The organism is Saccharopolyspora sp. ASAGF58 (genome assembly GCF_012277335.1).
Taxonomy (GTDB): Bacteria; Actinomycetota; Actinomycetes; order Mycobacteriales; family Pseudonocardiaceae; genus Saccharopolyspora; species Saccharopolyspora hattusasensis.
The window spans coordinates 2,137,353-2,158,371 of sequence record NZ_CP040605.1 but is presented as its reverse complement, the minus strand read 5'-3'; the positions used below and the strand labels follow the sequence as shown (position 1 = coordinate 2,158,371).

Annotated in this window: 24 protein-coding genes and 2 pseudogenes; 12 read left to right on the top strand and 14 right to left on the bottom strand. The window is 66.6% G+C overall.

Features of this window, described 5'->3' with window-relative positions:
• Positions 1-402: 402 nt before the first annotated feature.
• Positions 403-1,101, bottom strand: coding sequence for a transposase (locus FDZ84_RS10110; RefSeq protein WP_246868910.1), 699 nt, complete (start codon positions 1,099-1,101; stop codon positions 403-405).
• A gap of 72 nt (positions 1,102-1,173) precedes the next feature.
• On the opposite strand from FDZ84_RS10110, the gene FDZ84_RS10105 reads away from it, so the two are divergent.
• Positions 1,174-1,686, top strand: coding sequence for a transposase family protein (locus tag FDZ84_RS10105; RefSeq protein ID WP_168585686.1), 513 nt, complete (start codon positions 1,174-1,176; stop codon positions 1,684-1,686).
• Between the two features lie 362 nt (positions 1,687-2,048).
• On the opposite strand, the gene FDZ84_RS10100 is transcribed toward FDZ84_RS10105, so the two are convergent.
• From FDZ84_RS10100 to FDZ84_RS10085, 4 genes are all read right to left on the bottom strand, one after another.
• Entirely contained in the window at positions 2,049-2,537 is a 489-nt protein-coding gene (locus tag FDZ84_RS10100; RefSeq protein WP_168585685.1) for a GAF domain-containing protein, read from the bottom strand.
• A 452-nt stretch (positions 2,538-2,989) separates the two neighbouring features.
• Complete coding sequence (locus FDZ84_RS10095; protein ID WP_168585684.1) at positions 2,990-3,409, bottom strand: arsenate reductase ArsC; 420 nt, start codon at positions 3,407-3,409, stop codon at positions 2,990-2,992.
• Between the two features lie 16 nt (positions 3,410-3,425).
• On the bottom strand, positions 3,426-4,523 hold the full coding sequence (gene arsB, locus FDZ84_RS10090; protein WP_168585683.1) for an ACR3 family arsenite efflux transporter: 1,098 nt from the start codon (positions 4,521-4,523) through the stop codon (positions 3,426-3,428).
• Positions 4,520-4,888 (bottom strand): helix-turn-helix transcriptional regulator, encoded by a 369-nt coding sequence (locus FDZ84_RS10085; RefSeq protein WP_168585682.1) that lies wholly within the window; start codon positions 4,886-4,888, stop codon positions 4,520-4,522. Before FDZ84_RS10085 ends, arsB begins: the two co-directional genes overlap by 4 nt.
• A gap of 454 nt (positions 4,889-5,342) precedes the next feature.
• Between FDZ84_RS10085 and FDZ84_RS10080 the strand changes: the two genes are divergently transcribed.
• The 5 genes and pseudogenes from FDZ84_RS10080 (at position 5,343) to FDZ84_RS10060 (ending at position 7,828) form a co-directional block, all read left to right on the top strand.
• The gene (locus tag FDZ84_RS10080; RefSeq protein WP_168585681.1) at positions 5,343-5,780 is read left to right on the top strand and encodes a cupin domain-containing protein; all 438 of its coding nucleotides are present in this window, start codon (positions 5,343-5,345) and stop codon (positions 5,778-5,780) included.
• Positions 5,781-5,823: 43 nt separating this feature from the next.
• Complete coding sequence (locus tag FDZ84_RS10075) at positions 5,824-6,558, top strand: SDR family oxidoreductase (protein WP_168585680.1); 735 nt, start codon at positions 5,824-5,826, stop codon at positions 6,556-6,558.
• Between the two features lie 122 nt (positions 6,559-6,680).
• A complete protein-coding gene (locus FDZ84_RS10070; RefSeq protein ID WP_168585679.1) occupies positions 6,681-6,839 on the top strand; it encodes a hypothetical protein in 159 nt (52 codons plus the stop codon).
• Positions 6,840-7,001: 162 nt separating this feature from the next.
• A pseudogene (locus tag FDZ84_RS10065) lies at positions 7,002-7,241 on the top strand (dihydrofolate reductase family protein); the annotation flags it as partial.
• Between the two features lie 164 nt (positions 7,242-7,405).
• A complete protein-coding gene (locus FDZ84_RS10060; RefSeq protein WP_371812822.1) occupies positions 7,406-7,828 on the top strand; it encodes a VOC family protein in 423 nt (140 codons plus the stop codon).
• A 556-nt stretch (positions 7,829-8,384) separates the two neighbouring features.
• Here the strand turns inward: FDZ84_RS10060 and FDZ84_RS10055 are convergent.
• Entirely contained in the window at positions 8,385-8,939 is a 555-nt protein-coding gene (locus tag FDZ84_RS10055) for a flavoprotein (RefSeq protein WP_168585678.1), read from the bottom strand.
• A 175-nt stretch (positions 8,940-9,114) separates the two neighbouring features.
• On the opposite strand from FDZ84_RS10055, the gene FDZ84_RS10050 reads away from it, so the two are divergent.
• Both FDZ84_RS10050 and FDZ84_RS10045 read left to right on the top strand, forming a co-directional pair.
• Positions 9,115-9,261, top strand: coding sequence for a hypothetical protein (locus FDZ84_RS10050; protein WP_168585677.1), 147 nt, complete (start codon positions 9,115-9,117; stop codon positions 9,259-9,261).
• 556 nt (positions 9,262-9,817) lie between these two features.
• Complete coding sequence (locus tag FDZ84_RS10045; protein WP_168585676.1) at positions 9,818-10,984, top strand: serine hydrolase; 1,167 nt, start codon at positions 9,818-9,820, stop codon at positions 10,982-10,984.
• A gap of 100 nt (positions 10,985-11,084) precedes the next feature.
• Here the strand turns inward: FDZ84_RS10045 and FDZ84_RS10040 are convergent.
• The 3 genes and pseudogenes from FDZ84_RS10040 to FDZ84_RS10030 form a co-directional block, all read right to left on the bottom strand.
• Positions 11,085-11,342: pseudogene (locus FDZ84_RS10040) on the bottom strand (GNAT family N-acetyltransferase); the annotation flags it as partial.
• A 175-nt stretch (positions 11,343-11,517) separates the two neighbouring features.
• A complete protein-coding gene (locus tag FDZ84_RS10035; RefSeq protein WP_168585675.1) occupies positions 11,518-12,429 on the bottom strand; it encodes an LLM class flavin-dependent oxidoreductase in 912 nt (303 codons plus the stop codon).
• A 551-nt stretch (positions 12,430-12,980) separates the two neighbouring features.
• Positions 12,981-13,532 carry a chorismate mutase gene (locus tag FDZ84_RS10030; protein ID WP_168585674.1) on the bottom strand — a complete coding sequence of 184 codons (552 nt, stop codon included), beginning with the start codon at positions 13,530-13,532 and terminating at the stop codon, positions 12,981-12,983.
• 311 nt (positions 13,533-13,843) lie between these two features.
• On the opposite strand from FDZ84_RS10030, the gene FDZ84_RS10025 reads away from it, so the two are divergent.
• The 3 genes from FDZ84_RS10025 to FDZ84_RS10015 all read left to right on the top strand — a co-directional run bounded on the left by FDZ84_RS10025 (position 13,844) and on the right by FDZ84_RS10015 (position 15,419).
• Complete coding sequence (locus FDZ84_RS10025; RefSeq protein ID WP_168585673.1) at positions 13,844-14,401, top strand: phosphatase PAP2 family protein; 558 nt, start codon at positions 13,844-13,846, stop codon at positions 14,399-14,401.
• A 290-nt stretch (positions 14,402-14,691) separates the two neighbouring features.
• Positions 14,692-15,264, top strand: a complete 573-nt coding sequence (locus FDZ84_RS10020) for a DUF5753 domain-containing protein (protein WP_256413674.1) — start codon at positions 14,692-14,694, stop codon at positions 15,262-15,264.
• Positions 15,261-15,419 (top strand): DUF397 domain-containing protein, encoded by a 159-nt coding sequence (locus tag FDZ84_RS10015; RefSeq protein ID WP_168585671.1) that lies wholly within the window; start codon positions 15,261-15,263, stop codon positions 15,417-15,419. Before FDZ84_RS10020 ends, FDZ84_RS10015 begins: the two co-directional genes overlap by 4 nt.
• A gap of 109 nt (positions 15,420-15,528) precedes the next feature.
• Here the strand turns inward: FDZ84_RS10015 and FDZ84_RS10010 are convergent, their stop codons facing one another.
• Positions 15,529-16,674, bottom strand: coding sequence for a DUF418 domain-containing protein (locus FDZ84_RS10010; RefSeq protein ID WP_168585670.1), 1,146 nt, complete (start codon positions 16,672-16,674; stop codon positions 15,529-15,531).
• A 116-nt stretch (positions 16,675-16,790) separates the two neighbouring features.
• On the opposite strand from FDZ84_RS10010, the gene FDZ84_RS10005 reads away from it, so the two are divergent.
• The gene (locus FDZ84_RS10005; protein WP_168585669.1) at positions 16,791-17,402 is read left to right on the top strand and encodes a TetR/AcrR family transcriptional regulator; all 612 of its coding nucleotides are present in this window, start codon (positions 16,791-16,793) and stop codon (positions 17,400-17,402) included.
• 80 nt (positions 17,403-17,482) lie between these two features.
• Here FDZ84_RS10005 and FDZ84_RS10000 read toward each other — a convergent pair whose 3' ends face one another.
• Genes FDZ84_RS10000 through FDZ84_RS09985 form a run of 4 tightly spaced genes read right to left on the bottom strand, consistent with a single transcriptional unit; the run spans position 17,483 to position 20,916 of the window.
• Positions 17,483-17,731: a hypothetical protein gene (locus FDZ84_RS10000; RefSeq protein ID WP_168585668.1), complete on the bottom strand. Its 249-nt coding sequence runs from the start codon at positions 17,729-17,731 to the stop codon at positions 17,483-17,485.
• 3 nt (positions 17,732-17,734) lie between these two features.
• Entirely contained in the window at positions 17,735-19,942 is a 2,208-nt protein-coding gene (locus FDZ84_RS09995) for a putative T7SS-secreted protein (RefSeq protein WP_168585667.1), read from the bottom strand.
• Positions 19,942-20,430, bottom strand: a complete 489-nt coding sequence (locus FDZ84_RS09990) for a hypothetical protein (protein WP_168585666.1) — start codon at positions 20,428-20,430, stop codon at positions 19,942-19,944. The genes FDZ84_RS09995 and FDZ84_RS09990 overlap by 1 nt, the downstream gene beginning before the upstream one ends.
• Positions 20,431-20,916 (bottom strand): hypothetical protein, encoded by a 486-nt coding sequence (locus FDZ84_RS09985; protein WP_168585665.1) that lies wholly within the window; start codon positions 20,914-20,916, stop codon positions 20,431-20,433.
• Positions 20,917-21,019: the final 103 nt, after the last annotated feature.

Below are 21,019 nucleotides of genomic sequence, written 5' to 3'. Positions count from 1 at the left end.
GCCGCTGGAGACCGCGGTGGTGGTCGGCTGCGGGGTGCCCAGCGGTTGGGGCACCGCGCGTGGCGGAAGTACACCCGTGAGTGTTTGTGGGTGCTATAGCGCCCACAAACACTCACGGCGTCCTGCGGCGCAACGCCTTGCCTCCCGCCTTCGGAAGCTCCACCCGGGCCACGTGATCAAGGCCGACTAGGAAGATCTCCACGAGTGATGCTCCGCCCGGCAGTGCCGAAGCTCCAGGTGCTGTCCGGGGGCAAGCATCCACTGGGACCCCGTACGTGGTCCTGAACCCGGTTGCCAAGTAATTGGCAAGAATCATCCGCAATCAATGTCAAAATTCAGCAGGCAAAGCAAAGTACGCATCTGAGATTCGTGCAGGTAACCAAAGAGCGTTATTCACGAGCGTTACCACCCAAGGCGGTAGAATTCGAGCGCTGCGATAATGCGGATGATGGTAGGCAGTTCGGCGAGGCGTCCCCGATAGCCGGTGGCGAGTATTTTCCAGTTCTTTACGTGGGCGATGCATCGCTCGACGGCAGACCGTATTGAGGAGATGGTCTTGTTGTTCGCCTTGTCGTTTGTGGAGAGTTCACCGCCCTTGGGTTTCTTGCGTGGAGTGATCGCGTGAGTCCCTTGGTATGCGGGGTCGGCGATAGTAGGGGTGTCCGAGAGGCGATCTTCCCAACCGCACTCGTCGAATGCTTTGCGGTCATGCATCGAGCCGCGCATCGGCGCGGATATTCCCAACAGGTCACCATCGGTATCTGCTGCGATCTGGATGTTGAGGCCTGCGCGGCGGCGCTTGCCGGAGTAGTTGACCTCGTGACCAGCGCGGTTGCCGGTCGGGACATCGGTTCCGTCGACCAGGACGAGTCGGCCACGGATGGCATCCTTGAGATCTGGAATGTGCAGACATAATGCCTCCCCGATCAAGGGAAGAATCCCTCGATAGATCCGCGATACAGTCGGCTGGCTCAGACCGAATAAATCGCCGACAGCTGCCTGGTTTAAATTCTGTCGGACATACACCAAAGTGATCACGATAGCCCGATACAGTCCCACCGTCAGAGGCAGGGCTAAGGCAAGATCGCGCGGAGTGATCAACTCGGCTCGTAGGGTAGCCGGCCGGGTTGGCGTGCTGGGCCGGGAGATGGAGGATGGCCTCCTTCTGGGATCATGGAAATCGCGAAAAACCAAACTCCAGAAGAAGGCCATCCGTTGTCATTTTCTCATGGCTCGTCATGGGCGTCGTTTCCGGGTAGCGCCGACGGTGACGATGCCGATCTGGCGGAACTGATGAAGTTGCTCGGCAAGGTGCCGGATCGCCGTAAGCGGAAGGGCCGTGTGTACAGTTTGGCGTTCCTTCTCGCGGCGTCGTTGATCGCAGTGCTGGCGGGCGCGTCGAATTTCCGGCAGATCGCCGACCAGGTCGCCGATCTGCCGGCGTCGTTACTGCGGAAAATAGGTGGACGATGGTGCTGGTTCCGCGGGTTTTTCCGTGTCCCGGATACGTCCACGATCCGGCGCGCACTGGAAAATGTCGATGTAGCGAAGCTGGAAGGACTGATCGGGCCGTGGCTGCTGCGTCATGCCCGGCCTATCCCGGGCGGCACGTTGCGACTGGCTATCGACCGTACACGAACACTCCCCGTCCTGTCACTCCAAGTTGCGGGGCGCAACACACAGTGATCTTGCCTTTGCCCTGCGTCAGAGGCCACGGTTGCTTGCCGCGACCCTGGACGATCTGCCAGATACGCACGACAAGCTCCTCGATCTGGTCAGCAGCAAGCCCTGTAGTAGACTGATAACGCAACGGCCCTACCTTTAAGTCGTCTTCTTTGGGAGAAAACGATCTTACCTGGTTGGGGTCGTTGCTCTATTTTGGGGTGATCACCCGCTGCCTGAATAACGCTCAAAGATGTTGGCAGACAACGGAAAGCCTTGTAGATCAGGGAAACGAGATCCGCGGGTTCTGGGTTCGATCCCAAGGCACTGCAATGTTGCTCCGCCGGAAGCGGCGTTAGTAAGTGGGTGAGCCGTGACGGAAGCCGTCACAGTGTGAAGTTATACCAGTGGCCGGGGCCATCTCCGTCGGGAGGAAAGTGTTTGAGTGCCGTGGCGGCGCCGAGTGCCACGAGTTCGGGGGCTCCGCGTCCGAACCCAGGGCGGCTGTAGTGCAACGACAGCACACCGAGCGGCTGCGGTCCCCCGTCCAGTAGCGGGTACGAGGCGACGGAGCGGATCCCGGCGTCGAGAATCGGGGCCAGCGTCGGCTGTCCGACGAAGATCGGGCTGCGGGTGACATCGTCGACCAGAACAGGCGTGCGGGTGACCAGTGCCTTGGCGCAGGCGGTGGGATGGCCGGTCGTGATGCTTGCGAAGAAGCTCAGGAACGCGGGCCTGAAGCCGTGCTGTGCCCGGATCCGCAGTGCACCCTCTTGCCGATCGTGTACTTGCAGATCACAGAAGTCAGCACCGCCGACCGTGAGCGCAGCCCGCAGGATCGCTTCCATAACCGTCGGCTTGTCGGCATCGCCCAAGAACTCAGTATCGAACAGGACAGCTGCGTGGTCTCCGCCACGCCGGTATGCTTCGCGCAGCAGCCTCAGGCGGGTGTTCCGGAGCTCGGCAGGGTCTAGCCTTCGGTGACACGGCGCACCGTTCACATTGTGTTGCGTGGCATCAGGCATACGGTACTCATGACGGGTTTGGCCGGTTTGTTACACAAGGGTAACCGACTGAGTGTCATCGCGAGAAGCGCGATGGAGATCGCCTTTAGTCACGATGAACCGAAGCCCGCGCCCGGGTCGCCCACGGCGAGCACTCGAACGCATGTTCAACATGGTGGGTGTTCGGCGGTAGGGGAAGCTGCCAGGCCACTCGGGTTGATCACGAGTACCCCAACGTGATGCGGCCCGCCTCAACGCGCGCGAGTTCCAGCGTCGGAGGCTCGTCGGCGCAGTCTCCTCCTCCGGCGGCCGGTCCGCTGCGGTCACCGGTCGTCCTCGGTGCGGGGAGTCAGTTCGGCGAGCAGGTCGCGGACGCGGCGGTCGATGTCGTCGCGGATTTCGCGGACGTCGTCGACGCCTTTTCCGGCGGGGTCGTCGAGTTGCCAGTCCAGGTAGCGTTTGCCGGGGAAGATCGGGCACGAGTCACCGCAACCCATGGTGATCACCACGTCGGCAGCTTCTACGGCGTCGGTGGTGAGCTTCTTTGGGAACTCCGCCGAAAGGTCGAGACCGAGCTCGCCCATCACTGCGAGAACAGCGGGATTGAGGGTCTGCGCCGGGGCTGATCCGGCCGAACGCACGGCTACTTTGCCCTGGGCGTGGTGCTGCAGCAGGGCGGCGGCCATTTGGGAGCGTCCGGCGTTGTGGACGCAGACGAACAGGACTTCGGGGGTGCGGGACACGATCACTCCAGGATGTTCAGACGGTGCGGGCGCGCTCGGATTCGGTTGGGGCGGTAGGCGTGGTGGTGAACCATCGGCGGGCGGCCAGGGAGACGTAGACCAGGGCGACCAGCACGGGCACTTCGATCAGGGGGCCGACGACCCCGGCGAGGGCTTGGCCGCTGGTGACGCCGAAGGTGGCGATGGCGACCGCGATGGCGAGTTCGAAGTTGTTGCCCGCTGCGGTGAACGACAGCGTCACCGACCGCTCGTAGTTCAAACCGATGGCCTTGCCCAGCGCGAACGATCCGGCCCAGATGATCGCGAAGTAGGCCAGCAGCGGCACGGCAATCCGGGCGACATCGACCGGTCGGCTGGTGATCTGGTCGCCCTGCAGCGCGAAGAGGATCACGATGGTGCACAGCAGCCCGTACAGCGCCACGGGTCCGATCTTGGGCAGGAACCGGGTTTCGTACCAGTCCCGGCCTTTGGCGCGTTCGCAGAGCTTGCGGGTCAGGTACCCGCCGATCAGCGGGATGCCGAGGAAAAGCAGGACGGACTTGGCGATCTGCCACGCCGAGACCTCCAGCCCGACCTGTGGCAGGCCGAGCCAGCCGGGCAGGACCGAGAGGTAGAACCAGCCGAGACCGGCGAACGCGACCACCTGGAACACCGAGTTCAGCGCCACCAGGACGGCGGCGGCTTCCCGGTCGCCGCAGGCGAGGTCGTTCCAGATGATCACCATGGCGATACAGCGCGCCAGGCCGACGATGATCAGCCCGGTGCGGTACTCGGGCAGGTCAGGCAGGAACACCCAGGCCAGCGCGAACATCACCGCCGGGCCCACGACCCAGTTGAGCACCAACGAGGACACCATAAGCCGCTTGTCGCCGGTGACGGTGTCCAGCCGGTCGTAGCGGACCTTGGCCAGCACCGGGTACATCATCACCAGCAGGCCCAGCGCGATCGGCAACGAGATGCCATCGACCTGTACCGAGTCCAGAGCCGGGCCGAGACCGGGGATCCAGCGCCCCGCCAGCAGACCGGCCGCCATGGCTGCGCCGATCCACACCGGCAGCAACCGGTCCAGCGTCGACAAGCGCGCGACCACCGGCGCTTCTGCCGCCCGGGTCACGCGGTGACCGTCCCGGCGTCGGCGGGCACCAGCGCGGACGAGACGGCCCGCAGGGTCTCGGGGCGCACGCGGTAGTAGATCCAGGTCCCGCGTCGTTCGCCCTCGATTACCCCGGCCTCGCGCAGCACCTTGAGGTGGTGCGAGATCGTCGGTCCGGACAGCTCGAACGCCCCGGTCAAATCGCACACGCACGCCTCCCCGCCCGCGTGCGAGGCGATCAGCGACAGCAGCCGCAGCCGCACCGGCTCACCGATCGCCTTGAACACCCGAGCCAGCTCCGCCGACTGATCTGCGGTCAGTGGCTCCCGCATCACCGGCGAGCAGCACAAGGCCGCGTTGTCGACCGGCGTCTCTTGTTTCGACATGCTTCTATCTTGACGCGCATCGAACTAAGAGGGCAAGCTGCGGTCGTCATCTGGTTAGACAAACATCTAAACAAGGGGATGAGATGTCTCGCATGCAACTCGCCCTTCGGGTCGGCGACCTCGAAGGATCGATCACGTTCTACTGGCTTTCCTGAAGATCGTGCGTGCACTTCAGGTGCATAGAACGATCGGGCCTAGCTTTCCAGGACGCGCTCAACGGCGTCGGCGGCCTCCCGGCTCCACGTCCTGAGCAATCGAGGGCTCAACCACAGCGATGACCTCCGCCTCTGCCTTCGCCGCCGGGCGCGATGCTGCACTTCGACCACGGCACCTCGCAGGCAAGGAGGTGGTGGCGACGGCACCCGCGGCGTGGGGCGGGGTAGCTGACTTTCCTCACCTGGAGGTCCGTGCACGCGTTTTCCGAAGCCCCGTTCCCCATCAGGGAGGTCTTTCCATGTCGGACATCGAGTCGACGACCGCCGGGCAGAAGCCACGATCGGACGGGTGGCAGTCGGCGATCACCGTGCTGCAGGAGGCGGAGCCGCCCTTCATCCCGGCGGGTGCGCACGCGATGACCATCGTCGTCGAGTTCCCCCCGGGCGACCCCGGCAACCCTCCGCACCGGCACTCCGGCCCAGCCTTCGGCTACGTGCTGGAGGGCGAGATGGTGTTCGAGCTCGAGGGTGAGCCGGCGCGCGTCGTCCGGGTTGGCGAGGCGTTCTGGGAGCCGGGCGGCGACGTCATCCACTATCAGGACGGCAACAACCGCGCCGACATCCCGGTGCGCTTCACCGTCACCATGCTCTGCGAACCGGGCCAACCCATGCTCACCTTCGTGGACGACGAAGAGCTCGTCCGGCGCGCGGACCGCCGGGCACCGCGCGCGGACTGAACTCGCGCTCAGCCGCACCGCGAGAACAGGGAAGGTCGGAGAAATGAAGATCGCTGTCATCGGTGGGACCGGGCTCATCGGATCGCAGGTGGTCAAGATCCTTAACGCGAGCGGGCACGAGGCGGTGCCGCACTCACCGTCCACCGGTCTGGACCTGCTCAGCGGGCAGGGCCTGCCCGAGGCGCTGGAAGGGGCCGACGTCGTCGTCAACCTGACGAACTCGCCGACCTTCGACGACGCCTCGCTCGAGTTCTTCCAGAAGACCATGGACAACCTGATGGCGGCTGCCAAGGCAGCCGGCGTCGGCCACGCGGTCGTCCTCTCGATCGTGGGGGCCGATCAGGTGCCGGACCTGGTCTACTACCGCGCCAAGGTGCTGCAGGAAGATCTCCTCAAGGCCGGCCCGGTGCCTTACTCGATCGTGCGCGCCACGCAGTTCTTCGAGTTCATCGACGCAGCCCTGTCCTGGACCGCCGACGAGAGCACGGTTCGCCTGCCCACCACGCGCGTCCAGCCCATGGCCGCGGCCGACGTCGCCCAGGCCGTGGCCGACGTCGCCGTGGGTGCTCCGCTGCTGGGCACCCGCAACGTCGCCGGGCCCGAGGTCTTCGCGCTCGACGAGTTGGGCACGATCACCCTCGCCGCCCGTGGTGACCACCGCACCGTCATCACCGACGACAGCGCCGGCATGTTCGCCGCCGCCTCGGGCGACGCCTTGATCGCCAAGGACGACACCGTCATCGCCAAGACCACCTACCGGGACTGGCTCGCGCGCTGACCCGGCTCGACGACGACGCAGATCGGTTACCCGAGTTTCCGAGGGTGCGGGTGCTGACGTGATCGTGGAGGCGGCCAGCCGGCTGTTCTTCGCGCCCGCCTGAGCTGCTTACCGGGATCGCGTTGGAGCGGCTGCTCACCCCGCAGTTGCCGCGCGAACCCGACCGGACCGGGGCCGATCTGCTGCGGGCGACCGTCGGCACCGTGTTCTGCGGGGCGATCCGTTCGGCACACCCCGGCATCGGTGAAGACGGTCCTTCGCCGGAGCAAGATCAGCAATGATCCGCCGAACCCCGCTGCTCGTGCTGGTGCACCCGCGGTGCAGTGCGACCTGGTGGCGGCGACTGGGGACCGGCGGGTGCGGGCGGTGGAGATCACGCCAGCAACAAGTGCCGCAAGCGGAGTCTTGCGGCATGGTCTGCGGCACCGATGATTGGCCGGTTCCTCGAACAGGCGCGGGAAGCGGCGCAAGGCAAGGACGTCCGGCTCGGCGGCGGGGCCACCACCATCCGGCAGTTCCTCGACGCCGGCCTCGTCGACACCATGCACGTGGCGGTCTCGCAGGTGGAGCTCGGATCCGGGGTGCGGCTCTGGGAGTCGCCCGAGGAGCTGCTCGACCGGTTCCACCTCGAGGTCGTGCCCAGCCCGAGCGGCGTGACCCACCACCTGTTCTGGCGAAGGTGACACGAGGGCCCGCTCTGGGCGAAAACCGGCGTCCACAACCGGAATCCGTCGAGGTCACGGCGAAGACCCCGGAAATGGCCGTAAGCGAAGTCTCCCAGATCGGACCCGAATCCTGCCGTGGAGCGAGGCTGACGGACGAGCGGGGGCTGGCCCAGTTCGAGGGCGTGTGCCGCTGGTGGCAGGGCTTCCATTCGTCCAAGCCGGGTGGTGAGCACGGCGACGATAATGCGGTGATGATCAGGAGAATCCTTTCCTACGCCGACGGGGACGATCTCGCCGCGTCGCGCGATTTCTACGTCGGGGTATTCGGTCTCGAGATCGCGATGGAAGATCCCGTCCTCTGCCTGAGGTCGCCGGACAACCCCACGGCTCAAGTGATCATCTCGCCACGCGGCATGGAAACCCCCGCGCCGCGCTTCGGGATCGACGTCGGCGACCCGGCGGCAGTTGATGCGGCGCACGCGGAGTCCGTCCGCCGCGGTTTGCGCGTCGTGTATCCGCTCACCGACGAGCCGTGGGGCGTACGTCGCTTCTTCGTGGAGGACCCCAGCGGCACGGTGGTCAACGTGCTCGCGCACCTGCCCTGACCCGGCGGGCATCCAACATCGTTCGAGCTCAAGCCCGCCGGAAACAACCTAAAGCGGGTGTCCGCGAATCCTGCCGGGGGCGCAAACCGCTGACGAACAAGCGGGGGCTGATTCAGTTCGAGATCAACCCCCGCTCATTCCGGTCGCGTACCCGAACAAGACCGGAAGGCACGGACAGTTCATGGACCAGGGGAGCGGGATCATGCGTTGCCGACCCGCGCGGGTGGCAGCTCTCAGCAGCAGTTGGCAATGTTGATGTGGAAGGCGGAACCGTAGCCGCCACCTCCACCACTGCCGGTGTTGTGCTTTGGCCTCCGCTGCTTTGCCCGGTATTGCCACTCTCGCCGCTATTGCCACCACAGGGTGAGCACGATCCCCCTGGCCGCCCTGCTGGCCGTTGCTGCTCGGGTTCTGATTCCCGTTGTTGTTCGGGTTGTTGTTGCTCTGTTGCTGTTGTTGTTAGGCCAGCGCATCAGCTTGCGCAACAGCCACTCTCGAAGATCGTCCTCGATCACAGTTCGGCAGCCTGGCGCGCGACGGGACGGTTCGAGCGCAGTCAGATTCGCCGGGCAACCGCGGATTCTGCCGCGTCGAGGATCTGGAGCCAGGGGATCTCCTGCTTCTTCCTGGGATCATGCAGGGGCCAGTAGTCGTCGCCGGTCAGGAGTTCCACCCCGGCTTCGCGCAGGGTTTCGGTGTGGGACTTCCACGCCGGGTGGCGGACCTGGGCGATGTTGATCTTCGGGAAAATCACCACCGGGATCTCCGGGGTTCCGATCGCCTCGCCGAGCGTGGTCAGGGCCTGGTTGTCGGCGATGCCGAGGGCGAGTTTGACGACCGTGTTGGCAGTCGCCGGACATGCCAGGTAGCAGTCGATCGGCGGGTGCGGGCGGCCGTCGCCGGGCAAGCGGGACTCGACGCGGCACGGCAGGCCGGTCACCTGCTCGATCCGCTCGGTCTCGCCGAACTCCCGCAGCCACCAGCCCGCGGTCGGAGTCAGCGTCGCGGCGACCCGCCAGCCCCGGGCGATCGCGGGTTCGATCAGCGCCGGGCGGATCTCCTCCACGCCACCGGCCGCCGATCCGATCAGTCCCAGGGTCCGCTCGCTCATCCCGCCAGTATGTCGCGGGAGGGGCGGATTGCCGCCAGGGCATTCGAGAGCCGCCGCGTTCCCGCAGGTCAGGTCTCGTGCATTTTGGGCCGCCATGGCCTCTTGAGTCCGATGAGTTGTGTCATTGGTCATGTCTTCGGTGAGGTGTCGCTTGATCACGCTTTGGTTTGGTGCCATGGCGAGGAAGCAGGCGATGATGCGCCTTGTGGACGCGTTTTCGCCGGCCGCGTACACCTGCCCGGCCGGGATCTTGTACTGCAGCGGCTTCACCCGCTGGCCGGTGGAGGTGGTGCGGGCGCGGCCCTGGCCGAGCACGTCGTAGACGCCGTCGGCGAGTCTGCTCGCCGCTGGCCTGCGGGCTGCCGCTGAGCTCCGCGATCGCTGGGCACCAGCCGAAGGCCTGGGACAAGTGTCCTCTGTGGAGAACCAGGCTTCCCTTACCATTGAACGGGAATCTTGGGGCATTGCTTCCGAGGTGGCAATACCCGGTGTTGGTGAGGGCTGCATGATTGGGCGATCGCTGCCGACCGCGCCGAGACCAGGACAGCGCGCCCGGCTCCCGGCCGAGCACTTCGAGCACCACCCGGATCACGATGCTGGAACACCGCGGGCGGCGGGCGCTCGCGCTTTGTCGGTGCCCGCGCGTACTTTTGGCGCGATAGAGGCCGTTTTGGAATGTGCTGGTGTGGAGCGAACGGACCGTTCGTGCCGTCTAGTGAGGTGTACAGGCCGTTCCCTTCACACCGCTTGGCGAGGCGGCACCAGACCGCTCCCGATGGGGCTGCCGCCGGAACCGCCAGGCAGCACGAGCTCCCAAACAGCCTCTGCACCAACAGGACTGCTCCCGGCAGCTGACCGGCGGAGTTGTAGGAGGGACCATGGGTTTCGCGAAGCAGCGCTTGGCGCGTTTGCACGAGGTGATGAACGGCTACGTGGCCCGGGGCGAGTTGCCGGGCGCGGTGGCCGCGGTGAGCCGAGGCGGCGAGACGCACATCGAGGCGTTCGGCACGCTGGCGGTCGGCGGGACCGAGCCGATGCGCCGGGACGCGATCTTCCGAATCGCCTCGAACACCAAGCCGATCACCGCGGCGGCGGCGTTGATTCTCGTGGAGGAGTGCGTGCTGCGGCTGGACGACCCGGTCGACGAGCTGCTGCCCGAGTTGGCCGACCGCCGGGTGCTGGCCCGGCCCGACGGGCCGCTCGACGAGACGGTGCCCGCGAACCGGCCGATCACCCTGCGCGACCTGCTGACCTTCCGGTTCGGCTTGGGCGTCGTCCTGGGCAACCCACCGATCTTCCGGGCGCTGTCGGAGGCCGGTCTGGCACCAGGACTGGACGTCGTCGACCTGTCGATCGACGAGTGGATGCGCCGCCTCGGCGAACTACCGCTGGCCTACCAGCCGGGCGAGCAGTGGCTCTACCACACCGGATCCGACGTGCTGGGCGTGCTGATCGCCCGGGCCTCCGGGAAGTCGTTGCCGGACTTCCTGCGGGAGCGGATCTTCGAGCCGCTCGGCATGCGCGACACCGGCTTCCACGTGCCCGCCGACCAACTGCACCGGCTCGCGCCGAGCTACCAGGCCGGGCCGGGCGGCGAGCTCGTCCGGCGCGACGATCCCGTGGACAGCCCGCCGAAATTCCCCGGCGGCGGTGGCGGCCTCGTCTCGACCGTCGACGACTATCTGGCCTTCTACCGGATGCTGCTGGACGGCGGGCGCTACGGGCGCGAGCGGATCCTGTCCCGGCCGGCCGTCGCGCTGATGTGCACCGACCAGCTCACCGACCAGCAGAAGGCGGATGCGCGGCCGATCCTCGGCGAGAGCGCGGGCTGGGCGTTCGGCCAAGCCGTCGTCACCCACCGCGTCGACCTGTCGACCACGCCGGGCCAGTTCTGCTGGTCGGGCGGCCTCGGCACGACCGCCTTCGGAGATCCGGCGGAGGACCTGATCGGCATCCTGCTCACCCAGCGCGCGATGGCCTCCGCCGCGCCGTCGCAGCACTTCACCGACTTCCGCACCACCGTCTACCAGGCCCTCTCCGACTGATCCGCGCGATCCGCCGACCGCCCAAGATTGACCACTGTGGACGGTCGGCGGCCAGGCGCGAGATCCCGCCGCGGGAAGCCGGCACGAGCCAGTCGAAAGATCAGTCCTGGCGCCGCCATTCGGATCGCAGGATCGCGTAGACAAACTCCTCGTGCCAGGCACCCTTGATGATCGAGCTCTGCATGAAGTGGGCCTCGCGGCGCATAGCGAGGCGTTCCATCAGCTTCGCCGAGGCGGTGTTCAGGGCGTTGCACCTGCCGACGATCCGGTGCAGGTCGAGCTCCTCGAGGCCCAGGCGGAGGACTGCGCGGGCAGCCTCGGTGGCCAGGCCCTTGCCCTGGTGGTCGGGGTTGAAGACGCTCCGCCGGCCACTGGTCGATACCCGCGAGCAGGGCCAGCCCCGCCGGATTGAGCGCGGCTGGGCTGCGCGATGTGGAGTAGGGCCGCGTGGTGCGACCCGCACCCCACTGGCCGCCACTAGCCGGCATCGGTAAGAACGCGCCGGGTGGATAGCGCACCCAAGCCTCGATTCGTCACTTCGACCTGAGACACCTCGGTCGCTCCGCCGGATCGAGGAGCTCGCGGACCTGGCCGAGCAGGTCGCAGGAGCTGTGCCAGTCGCCGTCCACGGCGAACGCGATCTTCTCGATACCCACCTCGGCATAGGCGGCGAGCTGCTCCGCGACCTGCTCGGGCGTCCCCGCTACGACGTAGTCACGGGCCACATCGACCGGAATCCCGAAGAGCTCCGCCAGATTCCCCGCGCAGCGGTCGAGCAGACCGGCGTCCGGACGTTTGACCAGGCTGCCCTGGATCGCGAGGCCCAGGCGCGGAGCCGGTCGACCGCGCTCCTCGGCGAGCTCGCGCAGCCGCGCGGCCTTGGTGCGGATCCCGTCCGGCCTGTGCATCTCGGCGATCCAGCCGTCGCCGAAGCAAGCCGCGCGGCGCAGCGCGGCAGGCGCGGAGCCGCCGATCCACAGCGGCGGCACGGCGGCAGCCGGGGCGAGCTGCGCGGTAGCGCCGTGCGGCAGCACGGTCGGCTCGCCGGCCAGCAGCGACGGCAGGAGCTGCAGGAACTCGTCGGTGCGTCGGCCGCGCGTAGCGGCGTCGAGGCCCACGGCGGCGTAGCCGCTGTCGTGGTCGCCGACGCCGATGCCGAGGTGCAGGCGGTCGCCGCCGGTGAGGTTTTGCAGCGTCGCGATCTGCTTGGCCGCGCACACGAGTGGCCGCAGCGCGGGGAGATAGACGGCGAAGCCGATGTCGATGCACTCGGTCACGGCGGCCGCCGTGGCCAGGGCCAGCATGCCGTCCAGCGCCGGAACCCCGTTGGCGAGGTGGTCGCCGCTCCAGATGGCGTCCAGCTCGGCGTCCACGGCATGGTAGGCCGCCTCGCGGATCTCGGCCTCCGCCGCGCTGGGCAAGAAGATTCCGACTTCGACCGGCATGGTTCGCTCCCGAGGTCTGCGGGATCAGTGCTGGTCCCAAGCATCGAACCTCCAGCGCGCTGGAGGTCAAGCCGCCGCGGTCGGTGTTGACCTCCACAACGGCTGGCCGACGGCGTTCGCGGACGGCGCCCTCACCTACCGGCAGCGGATCTCCCACGACCCGGAGCCGGTGTCCCCGGCGGTGGAAAAGGTGACGGGCCACCCACCAAGAACCTTCCGGGAATGGGTAGAAGACCTCGCCACGCCTTCCGCTGACCCCGCCACGCCTTCCGCTGACCCGCCGCAGACTTCCGCTGACCACTCCGTCTTCCGCTGACCACTCCGATTTCAATGGAAATCGAAGACCATCGGCGTGTCGGGTCACGACACACCGATGGCTGTGGACAACTTCCGCAATTTCAATGGAAATCGGACCTCTGATTTCCATTGAAATTGCGGTCAGAACGCCGGGTCCAGGCGCTGGGTCCAGGCGCTGGGTCCAGGTGCTGGGTGATGGGAGCAGGTGCTGGGTGATGGGAGCAGGTGCTGGGTGATGGGAGCAGGTGCTGGGGTCAGGGGCGGGTGCAGATCGACGGGATCGCCCGGGTCAGGCCGAGCTGGTGCAGGCAGTTCAGCCGCAGGTCGGTCCGGGTGTGTTGGAAGGCGCTGGTCAGCCGGCCGCCGCAGGCCGGGCGTTCGCGCAGTTGCCGGGTATCGCGCAGTTCCAGCAGGATCTCGTCGTTAAGCCGGTCGATGATCGGCCGGATCTCACCCAGGTCGGGGCGTTCGGCCGGCCGCTCGTCGGGGTGCGCCGCCCAGCGCTCGTGCAGGGCGCGTTGGACAAGCTTGCTGGCCTCGATCTGGTCCCGGAAGACCCGCTTCGCCTCCTCCGGGTCGGTGCCCAGTTCCAGCGACTTGCGCGCGACGGCGTCAAGCACCTGCTGCTCCCGGCCCGGGTCGTCGATCGGCTGGCCGGTGCCCCACTTGGCCTTCGCCACCGTGTCCGATGTGGTGACGCGCTCGGCGGCCGACCGGAGCAGCAGATCCAGCGACTCCCGTTCGCTGGCGTGGGCCGGGGATGCGAGCGTGGCGATGATGGTGCTGACGAGGAGAAGTGAACGCACGACTGCCTCCTAGTCGATGATCCGGCCGAGTCAGGGTACGCGCACCAACCGCCGAAAAGCGGGCAAAGACAGCAACTTTCAACCGCCTCACCGCACATGTCCACACCGTCGCGCAACCCGGGATCACGATCCGTAGCCAACGGGGCGGCCGTCGGGGTCACCCGATGCTGCGTCGATTTCGCGCGAGATCGCGCCACCCGGATGTCGGGATTCTGCCGAAAGTAAGGGTGACAGGACGAGCCACCACAGCACGTCCCGTTTCGGCGCCTTCACCGCATCGATGCTATCGGCTGGTCGGTAATGTCGGATTGGTGCGGAGTCTGCTGGAGCTGAGCGCGGAGTGGTACCGGGCGATCGCGGAGTGGGCGATTTCGACACCGCACTGGGTGCACGCCTTCGCGCTGTTCGGCACCCAGGCGCTGCTGGCGGTGTTCGCTCTACTGACGCTGGTCGCGTGGTGGCGGGCGGACCGGCGGCTGGCGGTGCTGGTCGCACCGCTGCTGGCGGGCGGGGCCGCGTGGGTGGCCGCCGGGTTGGTCAAGGACGTCTTCCAGCAGGACCGGCCGTGCCGGGCGATGACGATCCCGGGCGGCACGATCGAGAACTGCGCCGACGTGAGCATCTGGTCCTTGCCGAGCGGCCACTCGGCGACGGCCGCGGCCTTCGCGGTGGCGCTGGCGATGCTGTGGCACCGCATCACGGCGATCGTGGTGCTTCTCGCGCTGTTCGAAGGGTTCTCGCGGATCTTCATCGGCGTCCACTACCCGCACGACGTCTTGGCGGGGTACCTCCTCGGCGCGGTCCTGGGAGCGGTGAGCGTCTTCGCCTGCAACGCCCCGCTATTCCAACGGAACTCGGCGGAGATGTGACTCGGGCGGTCGGCAGCGTCGCAGCGCAAGGTTGGCCTGGTCACCCCGGCCTTGGTCTTTTGGTTGCTATGGCTGCAGGTTGCTATGGCTGCCCGCAGACTCACGGCCCCACCCGGACTTCGGCCCGCGTCGAGGTGAGCCGCGGCGCTGGTACTCCGTGACGCATCCGGCGCACTGGGGATCGGGACGGTGGGACGTTAGCCGTGTCTCGGGGGCTTGGGTGCGGTTAATTGCTGCTGTGAAGGTGGACCGCTTCCGTAGCTGACGGACGTTTTGGCTGGTCAGGGCCCGTGAGTACTTTGTGTTGCTATAGCACCCAAAACCACTCACGGGGATCTGTCACCGAGGTCTCGATGGTCTACGTCCATGGCTCGCTTCAAACTCGCGCCTATTCCCGGGCGATCTTCGAGGTCGGCAGCAAGACCATGACTGAGATCGATGAAGCCGTGAACGTTCGACCGGCGCGGCAAGAAGTGCTCTACAAGTCAGAACCCGCAAAGTTGGCAGTGCTCCTGGACGAAGGGGTGCTGGCTCGGCCAGTGGGTGGGCCGCAGGTGGCCGCAGAGCAGTTTCGGCACGTGCTCAAAGCGATCGAGCTGCCGAACATCACGGTCCGTGTCGCGCCCACCAGTCTCGGCGCGCACCTGGGGCTGGACGGCGGCTTCTCGCTACTGGAGTTCGTCCGGGGCAACGCGAACATATATGTCGAGGCGCACAACTCGGGATTGCTGCTGAACGACCCTGCCGAAGAGCGTCCGTTCCGAGCGACAATCAGCAAGCTCGGAGACCTAGCGAGGAGCCCGGAGCAGTCGGCGCGGCTCATCGCTAACTACGCGGTGAGATTCGAAAGCGAGAAGGCATGACATATGCGTTTGCAAGCTGGCGCAAGAGCACCTACAGCGGCCACAACACGGGTTGCGTCGAGGTCGGTTCGGCCCCGGGGCTGGTGGGCGTCAGGGATACGAAGGATCGGGACGGTGGGACGTTAGCCGTGTCTCGGGGGCTTGGGTGCGGTTAATTGCTGCTGTGAAGGCGGATCGCTTCCGTAGCTGACGGACGTTTTGGCTGGTCAGGGCCCGTGAGTACTTTGTGTTGCTATAGCACCCAAAACCACTCACGGGCATCTGTCACCGTTGGGGTAGGCGGTAGGCCCAGTTCCAGGCCGCTTCGAGGGGGCCTCGTTCGAAGTGCCGGAGCCACCACGTCGACAGGGCCATGAACGTTGCGCAGATCGCTGCCCAGATCACCAGGACCCACCACGGGCGGGCCCAGTCGAAGCGCGTTGCCAGGCCGAATCCCCAGCCGTAGCACAGGATCGTCGCCACGAGGTTCTGAAAGACGTAGCAGGACAACGCCGTTCGGCCGACCGAGGTCAGTCCCCGGTGCAGCGGCCCCGGGGCACCGCGCATCGCGCCGACCACCGAGGGGATCAGTCCGAGCATGCCCAGCGCGATGATCGGCGGCAGGATGTAGCGGTCCACCATGAACCAGCCGTGCCCCGCGTAAACGGTGACCAGGTTCAACGGCACGCCGACGCCGAACCCGAATAGCATCAGCCGGTTCCGCAGCCGTTGCCCCTCGGGCGCGAACACACCCGCGCGGTACAGCCGGGCGCCGATCAGGAACAGCGCCGTGGACATCGGGATGATGAAGATCGATTCGCTCCGATAGGTCCCCCAGTCGGCGATCCGCGACGAGAGTTGGTCGAGGTAGCTGCCGGAGGCGTACAGCTGCGACGGCTCGCCACCACCGCCGATCGATGCGTGTCCGCTCAGCAGGCCGAACGTGCATACGCCGATGAACGCGACGTGCAGCGAGGCCATCGCGATCGTCCAGCCCCTGATCGCTCGCTCGCTGCGGCCGATCAGGTACGCGACCAGCATCGACGTCACCGCGTAGCTCATCAGCACGTCGAACTCGAAGATCAGCACGTAGTGCAGCAGGCCCTCGATGAACAGCAGCGCCGCCCGCCACAGGTACCAGCCGGGCCAGCGCCCGCGCCGCCGCAGCGCCGACCGGTACTGCAGCTCCAGGCCGATGCCGAACAGCAGCGTGAGCAGCGCCAGGAACTTGCCGTTGGCGAGGAAGCGGATGGCCGCCTCGATGTTCGCGGTGATCGTCCCGGTGGCCACCGCGGTCAGCGAGCCGGCGGGTCCTTCCGGGTCGGTAAAGATCCAGACGTTGGTACCCAGCGTGCCTAGTATGGCGACGCCGCGGATGACGTCTATCGCGGTGATCCTTCTGGAGGTGGGTGCTTGCTGTAGGTCGGTCATGGATTCCCCAGTCGTATGAACTCGCCTCCGCAAGCACGGAGGGTTACGATGCAAGTGCATGGTAAACCGTTGGCTGGCAGATTTGCAATGCGGGCGCATTGGAAAGGTGCAGGAGCGTGCCCAAGCAGGTGGACCACGAGGCCCGGCGAATCCAGATCGCCGAGGCGCTGATGCGGCTGGCCAGCCGAGGCGGCCTGGAAGCGGTGAGCCTGCGCGACGTCGCGGCTGAAGCAGGCGTCTCGATGGGCGCGGTGCAGCACTACTTCAAGTCGAAGGACGAGATGCTGACCTTCGCGATGAACCACGTGAACAACCGTGCGGAGCAGCGGATCGTGGGGCAGCTGACGAGCATGCCGACGCGGCCGGAGGCGCGGGTGGTGATGCGGACGCTGATGCTCGAGATGCTGGCGCTGTCCGACGACAGTCGCATGGAATACCTGACGCACGTGGCGTTCTTCCTGCGAGCGCTGGCGTCGCCGGAAATGGCGGAGCTCTACCGCCAGCAGTGGCCGCAACTGGAAGCGTGGGTGGCCGGCGAGCTCCGGTTCGCGCAGGAATCCGGAGAACTACCGGCCGACCGGAACCCGGAAAGAGAAGCCGAAGCCCTGCTCCTGATCCCGGACGGCCTATCGGTGGGCCTGCTCCTGGGCCAACGCACGAGCGAAGAAGCGATCAGATCGATCGACTACCACCTGGACCGCCTCTTCGGAACTTACACAGTGGACTGAGCGACTTGCTGGGAGGAACAACCCGCGCTGCTCGAGGTGTTGAACGTTGCGTTTCAGCCAGGCGGGTGTGGTCAGAGCGCTTACTGCCGGGTCTCGCCACCAGCGTGCCCCTGATCCCGGTCCGGTCCGGTGAGGGGGAACGGCTCGAAATTGCTGTCCAGCCCGATGGGGAAGTTTTCCTTGCTCCACGACTTCAGCACTTCACCCTTGTCGATCTTCTCCTGGGTGTAGCGCTGCGCTTCCTGCATGCTCTCCCAGACTTCGGGGCTGACATCTTCCCTTTTGGTCGTGTACTGATCCATCAGCGCGGCGAACTCGTCCGGAGTCATCGCTTATCTCCCTAGGTCTCGCGTGTAGATGTGGACTTCGTCGCCCACTTGTTGAACACCTTGCACCAGGAAACGGTTGCCTTCCTGCCACATGACCTCCAGCTCGTCCGGATTCGTCATGGACAGATCCCGGGCGTTCCTGGGGTCTTCGATGATGAACCGGACCACATGGGGTTTCTCCTCACCGTGCTCGGCAAAATGCCGCGGGGGAATGTCCTTTGATGCCGATGTGAACGCCGGTTCTTCTATTTCCGCGCCGGGCTTGTAGCGCTCCAGCAGCCCCGGCAGGTCCCGCTCGGAGACGCCGATGTCGCGGTAGACTACCGGCGTCTGGACGGCGTCGACACGCGGCATCTCTTCGAGCGCGCTGCGTAGCACGTTGGCCTCGGGGCTGACGTAGTCGCGGTCGATCGCGTCTCCTTCACGCAAGATGCGGTTGAGGGTGTTGGCGTCTTCGCCGATGTATCGGCGCAGACCCATCGCTTTCTCGTCGTCCAGGTGGGCGAGTTCGGGGTGTTCTTCCCGCAGCCGGGCCACGCTCTCTTCGAACGGGACTCCGGTACGCGCCTCGACTCGCTCACGGTAGGACTGCCGGTCCTCGTCGGGCAGCTCGTGGCGCGGCTCGCCGTGCGGCTCCGGGTCGGGTGCCCGCGGCGCAGGTTCCGGTGCCTCGTCCTGGTCCCGCTGCCCGGCTGGATCCGCCTGGCGCTGCGCGTCCGCCTGGCGCTGCGCGTCCGCCTGGCGCTGCGCGTCCTGCTGGCGCTGCGCGTCCTGCTGGCGGTCGGGGTGCCCGTCGGGCTGCTCTGGGATTTCCCGCGATGGCGGCTCCTCGCCGTATTCCCGCGTGCTGCGTCCCCCGACGTCTTCCCACGGGTCACCCCAGTCGAGGTCATCGTTCCTGTTCGTCCCGCGTCCATAGGCCTGGCGCGGCTGATCCTGGTTGCCCGGCTGGGCGTCCCGTGCGGGCGCGTCGTGGTCGGGCCCGCGGTCCCACCCGCTGCCCTGCGGTCCGAACGGTTTCCCGTTGTCCGGGATTGACTGCAGTTCGGGCGAGGGGCGCATTGCGGGCGAAGGGGGTGCGTCGTTGTGGCCCCAGGACGCGATGGGTGGTTGTGACGGTGGTTCAGGGGTCCAGTTGCTGGGCGTGGAGCTGAACGAGTTGCCGATGTCGTGGGGCTGCGGGGGCGGGTAGCCAGGGTTTTGGGGCGCCAGGTGCGAGTTCGGCTGGGTTGGTGGGGGTGTGTGGGCATTCGGGGCGGCGTCCGGATGATGAGCCGGGATCTTGCTCTTGTCGCCGAAGAAGTCCGTGACCGTGTCGAGCGCGCGCCGACTCATGGATCCCGCTGTGCTGCTGCCGCCGGTTGCGAGGCCGGCGGCTACCTCCGGGGCTAGCTTTCCGAGGGTGCCGAAGGGGTCTTTGGTGAAGCTGTCGATTCCGGCACCGATCATCGCCTTGCCGGTGCCGATCGGGTCGCTGATGAATGCTTTGCCTGCCGCGACGGTGCTCGCTGCCAGGTTGCCGATGTTCTCGGCGTACTGCGACGGGTGGGTCAGGTTGTACGGGTCGAACGGGTTGAGCACTCGGGCTTGCTGGAGCATGCCCAGGGCTCCGTCGAAGCTGCCCTCCCAGAAGTCGCCTGCGGACTCCGCGACGTTCTGGAAGATGTCTTCGGCCGCGGACTCGAGCATGGTGAGCGGCCCCGGCTGCGGCGGTGCTTTCTCGGCCGCCTGCATCAAGGTCTTCGCGAGGTTCTTCGCGGCCTCCTCGACCTGGGCCTTCGCCGAGTCCAGCGAGGCCTGGGCCTGGTTGCGGGCGGCCGCGCCCGGGTCCTGGAACGGCTCGGTGGCGTTGCCCTGGTCGGCCGCCTTCTCGTACTGGGCCTCGGCCTGCGCAGTTCTCCGCTCCGCCTGCTCGATGTCGGCACACGCCTTCTCGGCCTGCTGCTGAGCCCAAGCCAGCACGTCGCGGTACCGCCGCATCGCGTCGGCGGCTTCGGTGAAGGCGTCGGCCGCGCGGAACCACTTGGGCGGTTCCTGCTGGAAGTACTCCTGGAACCTGTCGGCGGTCTGGCCCTCCCAGCCGGTGGTGTTGATCTTCTGGAAGCCCTGTCCGGCGTTCTCGAACGCGGTGCCTAGCTTCGTCATGGTGGCCAGGGTTTCCTCGATGGCGGGAAGTTCGCCGGGAATCTCCTCTTTGGGGTCCGGAGCCATCAGCCGTCCACCTTGGTGTTGTGGCCGGCCTGGTTCAACACGTGCGAGGCGGCCTGCTGCGGCAGTCCCTCCGGCGCGATATCGACCCCGAACTGCGCGAACGACTTCTGCGGGGCGGCGTCGAGGTCGGCGGTGGGGTTGTCGAACCCGGCACCCAAGACCTTCTTGAACGCGTCGATCGCGGCCTGCTCCATCTTCTCGTACTCGGTCCGCGTGTCGGACAGCGCTGATGCTGCGGCGGCCCCCTCCTCGACCAAGAACTTCACCCCGTATTCCCACTTGCCGCAGAACCTCTTCAGCGCCTCGGTGACCAGCGCCGAACCGGACTGCTCCGCACCGAGGGTCATCATGGTGACGCCGTGGCCATCGTTGCCCAGCTTCTTCACGGGAAACGGAAGTTCGTTCTCCAACGCGGCGATGGCGTCGTTGACGCCCTGCGACGCCTGTTCCAGAGCCCCCAGGTCGACGCGGAATCCATCGTTGCCCACTTAAAGCGTCCCTCCCCAAGCACGCTTGACAGGTGTTTCGTACGGCGATTGCGCGGCCACCGGGCGATCATCCGGTTGGTCGCGGTCCACTGCGATCGACTCGGGCAGGATCCCGCGCAGTGCGGGCAGGGTCACGGTGTGTTCCTGGAGCGGGTCCAGCAGCACGCTCGTGCCCTTCGGCATGCCGGGCAGGTAGCCGTCCAGCAGCCGGGCGCCGGTGAGTAACAGGTACTCGGCCGCCTGCTCGGCCTCGCCGCGCTGCCGCCGGTACTCGGCGAAGTAGCGCAGGTCGGAGAACACCGGGAGCCACGGGATCCCGTCCACGTGCACCACCGGCACGGTCGGCGGGCCGGACACGCATTCCAGGTAGACCCCGGCGCTGCGGAAGGTCGCCACCAGATCGGCCGGACGCTCCACGGTCCGCCGGAACCGAAGCGCTTCCCGAACCAGCGGTGGCCCGTCCGGAATGGACGCTGCTGAACCCATGTCCCCCCACATGCGCGTAGTAATCAGAACACAGCGGGGAGTGACGTTATCCGATCGATCCGCAGCGGAAAAAGCGGCCAAACCACGTGGCGTGCACCGTACA

Bases quoted from the DNA above. Each gene is read 5' to 3' on its own strand.
- FDZ84_RS10105 (WP_168585686.1), top strand. From the start codon at position 1,174: ATGGAAATCGCGAAAAACCAAACTCCAGAAGAAGGCCATCCGTTGTCA.
- FDZ84_RS10085 (WP_168585682.1), bottom strand. From the start codon at position 4,888: ATGTCGAAACAAGAGACGCCGGTCGACAACGCGGCCTTGTGCTGCTCG.
- FDZ84_RS10080 (WP_168585681.1), top strand. From the start codon at position 5,343: ATGTCGGACATCGAGTCGACGACCGCCGGGCAGAAGCCACGATCGGAC.
- FDZ84_RS10075 (WP_168585680.1), top strand. From the start codon at position 5,824: ATGAAGATCGCTGTCATCGGTGGGACCGGGCTCATCGGATCGCAGGTG.
- FDZ84_RS10055 (WP_168585678.1), bottom strand. From the start codon at position 8,939: ATGAGCGAGCGGACCCTGGGACTGATCGGATCGGCGGCCGGTGGCGTG.
- FDZ84_RS10050 (WP_168585677.1), top strand. From the start codon at position 9,115: ATGGCGAGGAAGCAGGCGATGATGCGCCTTGTGGACGCGTTTTCGCCG.
- FDZ84_RS10045 (WP_168585676.1), top strand. From the start codon at position 9,818: ATGGGTTTCGCGAAGCAGCGCTTGGCGCGTTTGCACGAGGTGATGAAC.
- FDZ84_RS10035 (WP_168585675.1), bottom strand. From the start codon at position 12,429: ATGCCGGTCGAAGTCGGAATCTTCTTGCCCAGCGCGGCGGAGGCCGAG.
- FDZ84_RS10015 (WP_168585671.1), top strand. From the start codon at position 15,261: ATGACATATGCGTTTGCAAGCTGGCGCAAGAGCACCTACAGCGGCCAC.
- FDZ84_RS10010 (WP_168585670.1), bottom strand. From the start codon at position 16,674: ATGACCGACCTACAGCAAGCACCCACCTCCAGAAGGATCACCGCGATA.
- FDZ84_RS10000 (WP_168585668.1), bottom strand. From the start codon at position 17,731: ATGACTCCGGACGAGTTCGCCGCGCTGATGGATCAGTACACGACCAAA.
- FDZ84_RS09995 (WP_168585667.1), bottom strand. From the start codon at position 19,942: ATGGCTCCGGACCCCAAAGAGGAGATTCCCGGCGAACTTCCCGCCATC.
- FDZ84_RS09985 (WP_168585665.1), bottom strand. From the start codon at position 20,916: ATGGGTTCAGCAGCGTCCATTCCGGACGGGCCACCGCTGGTTCGGGAA.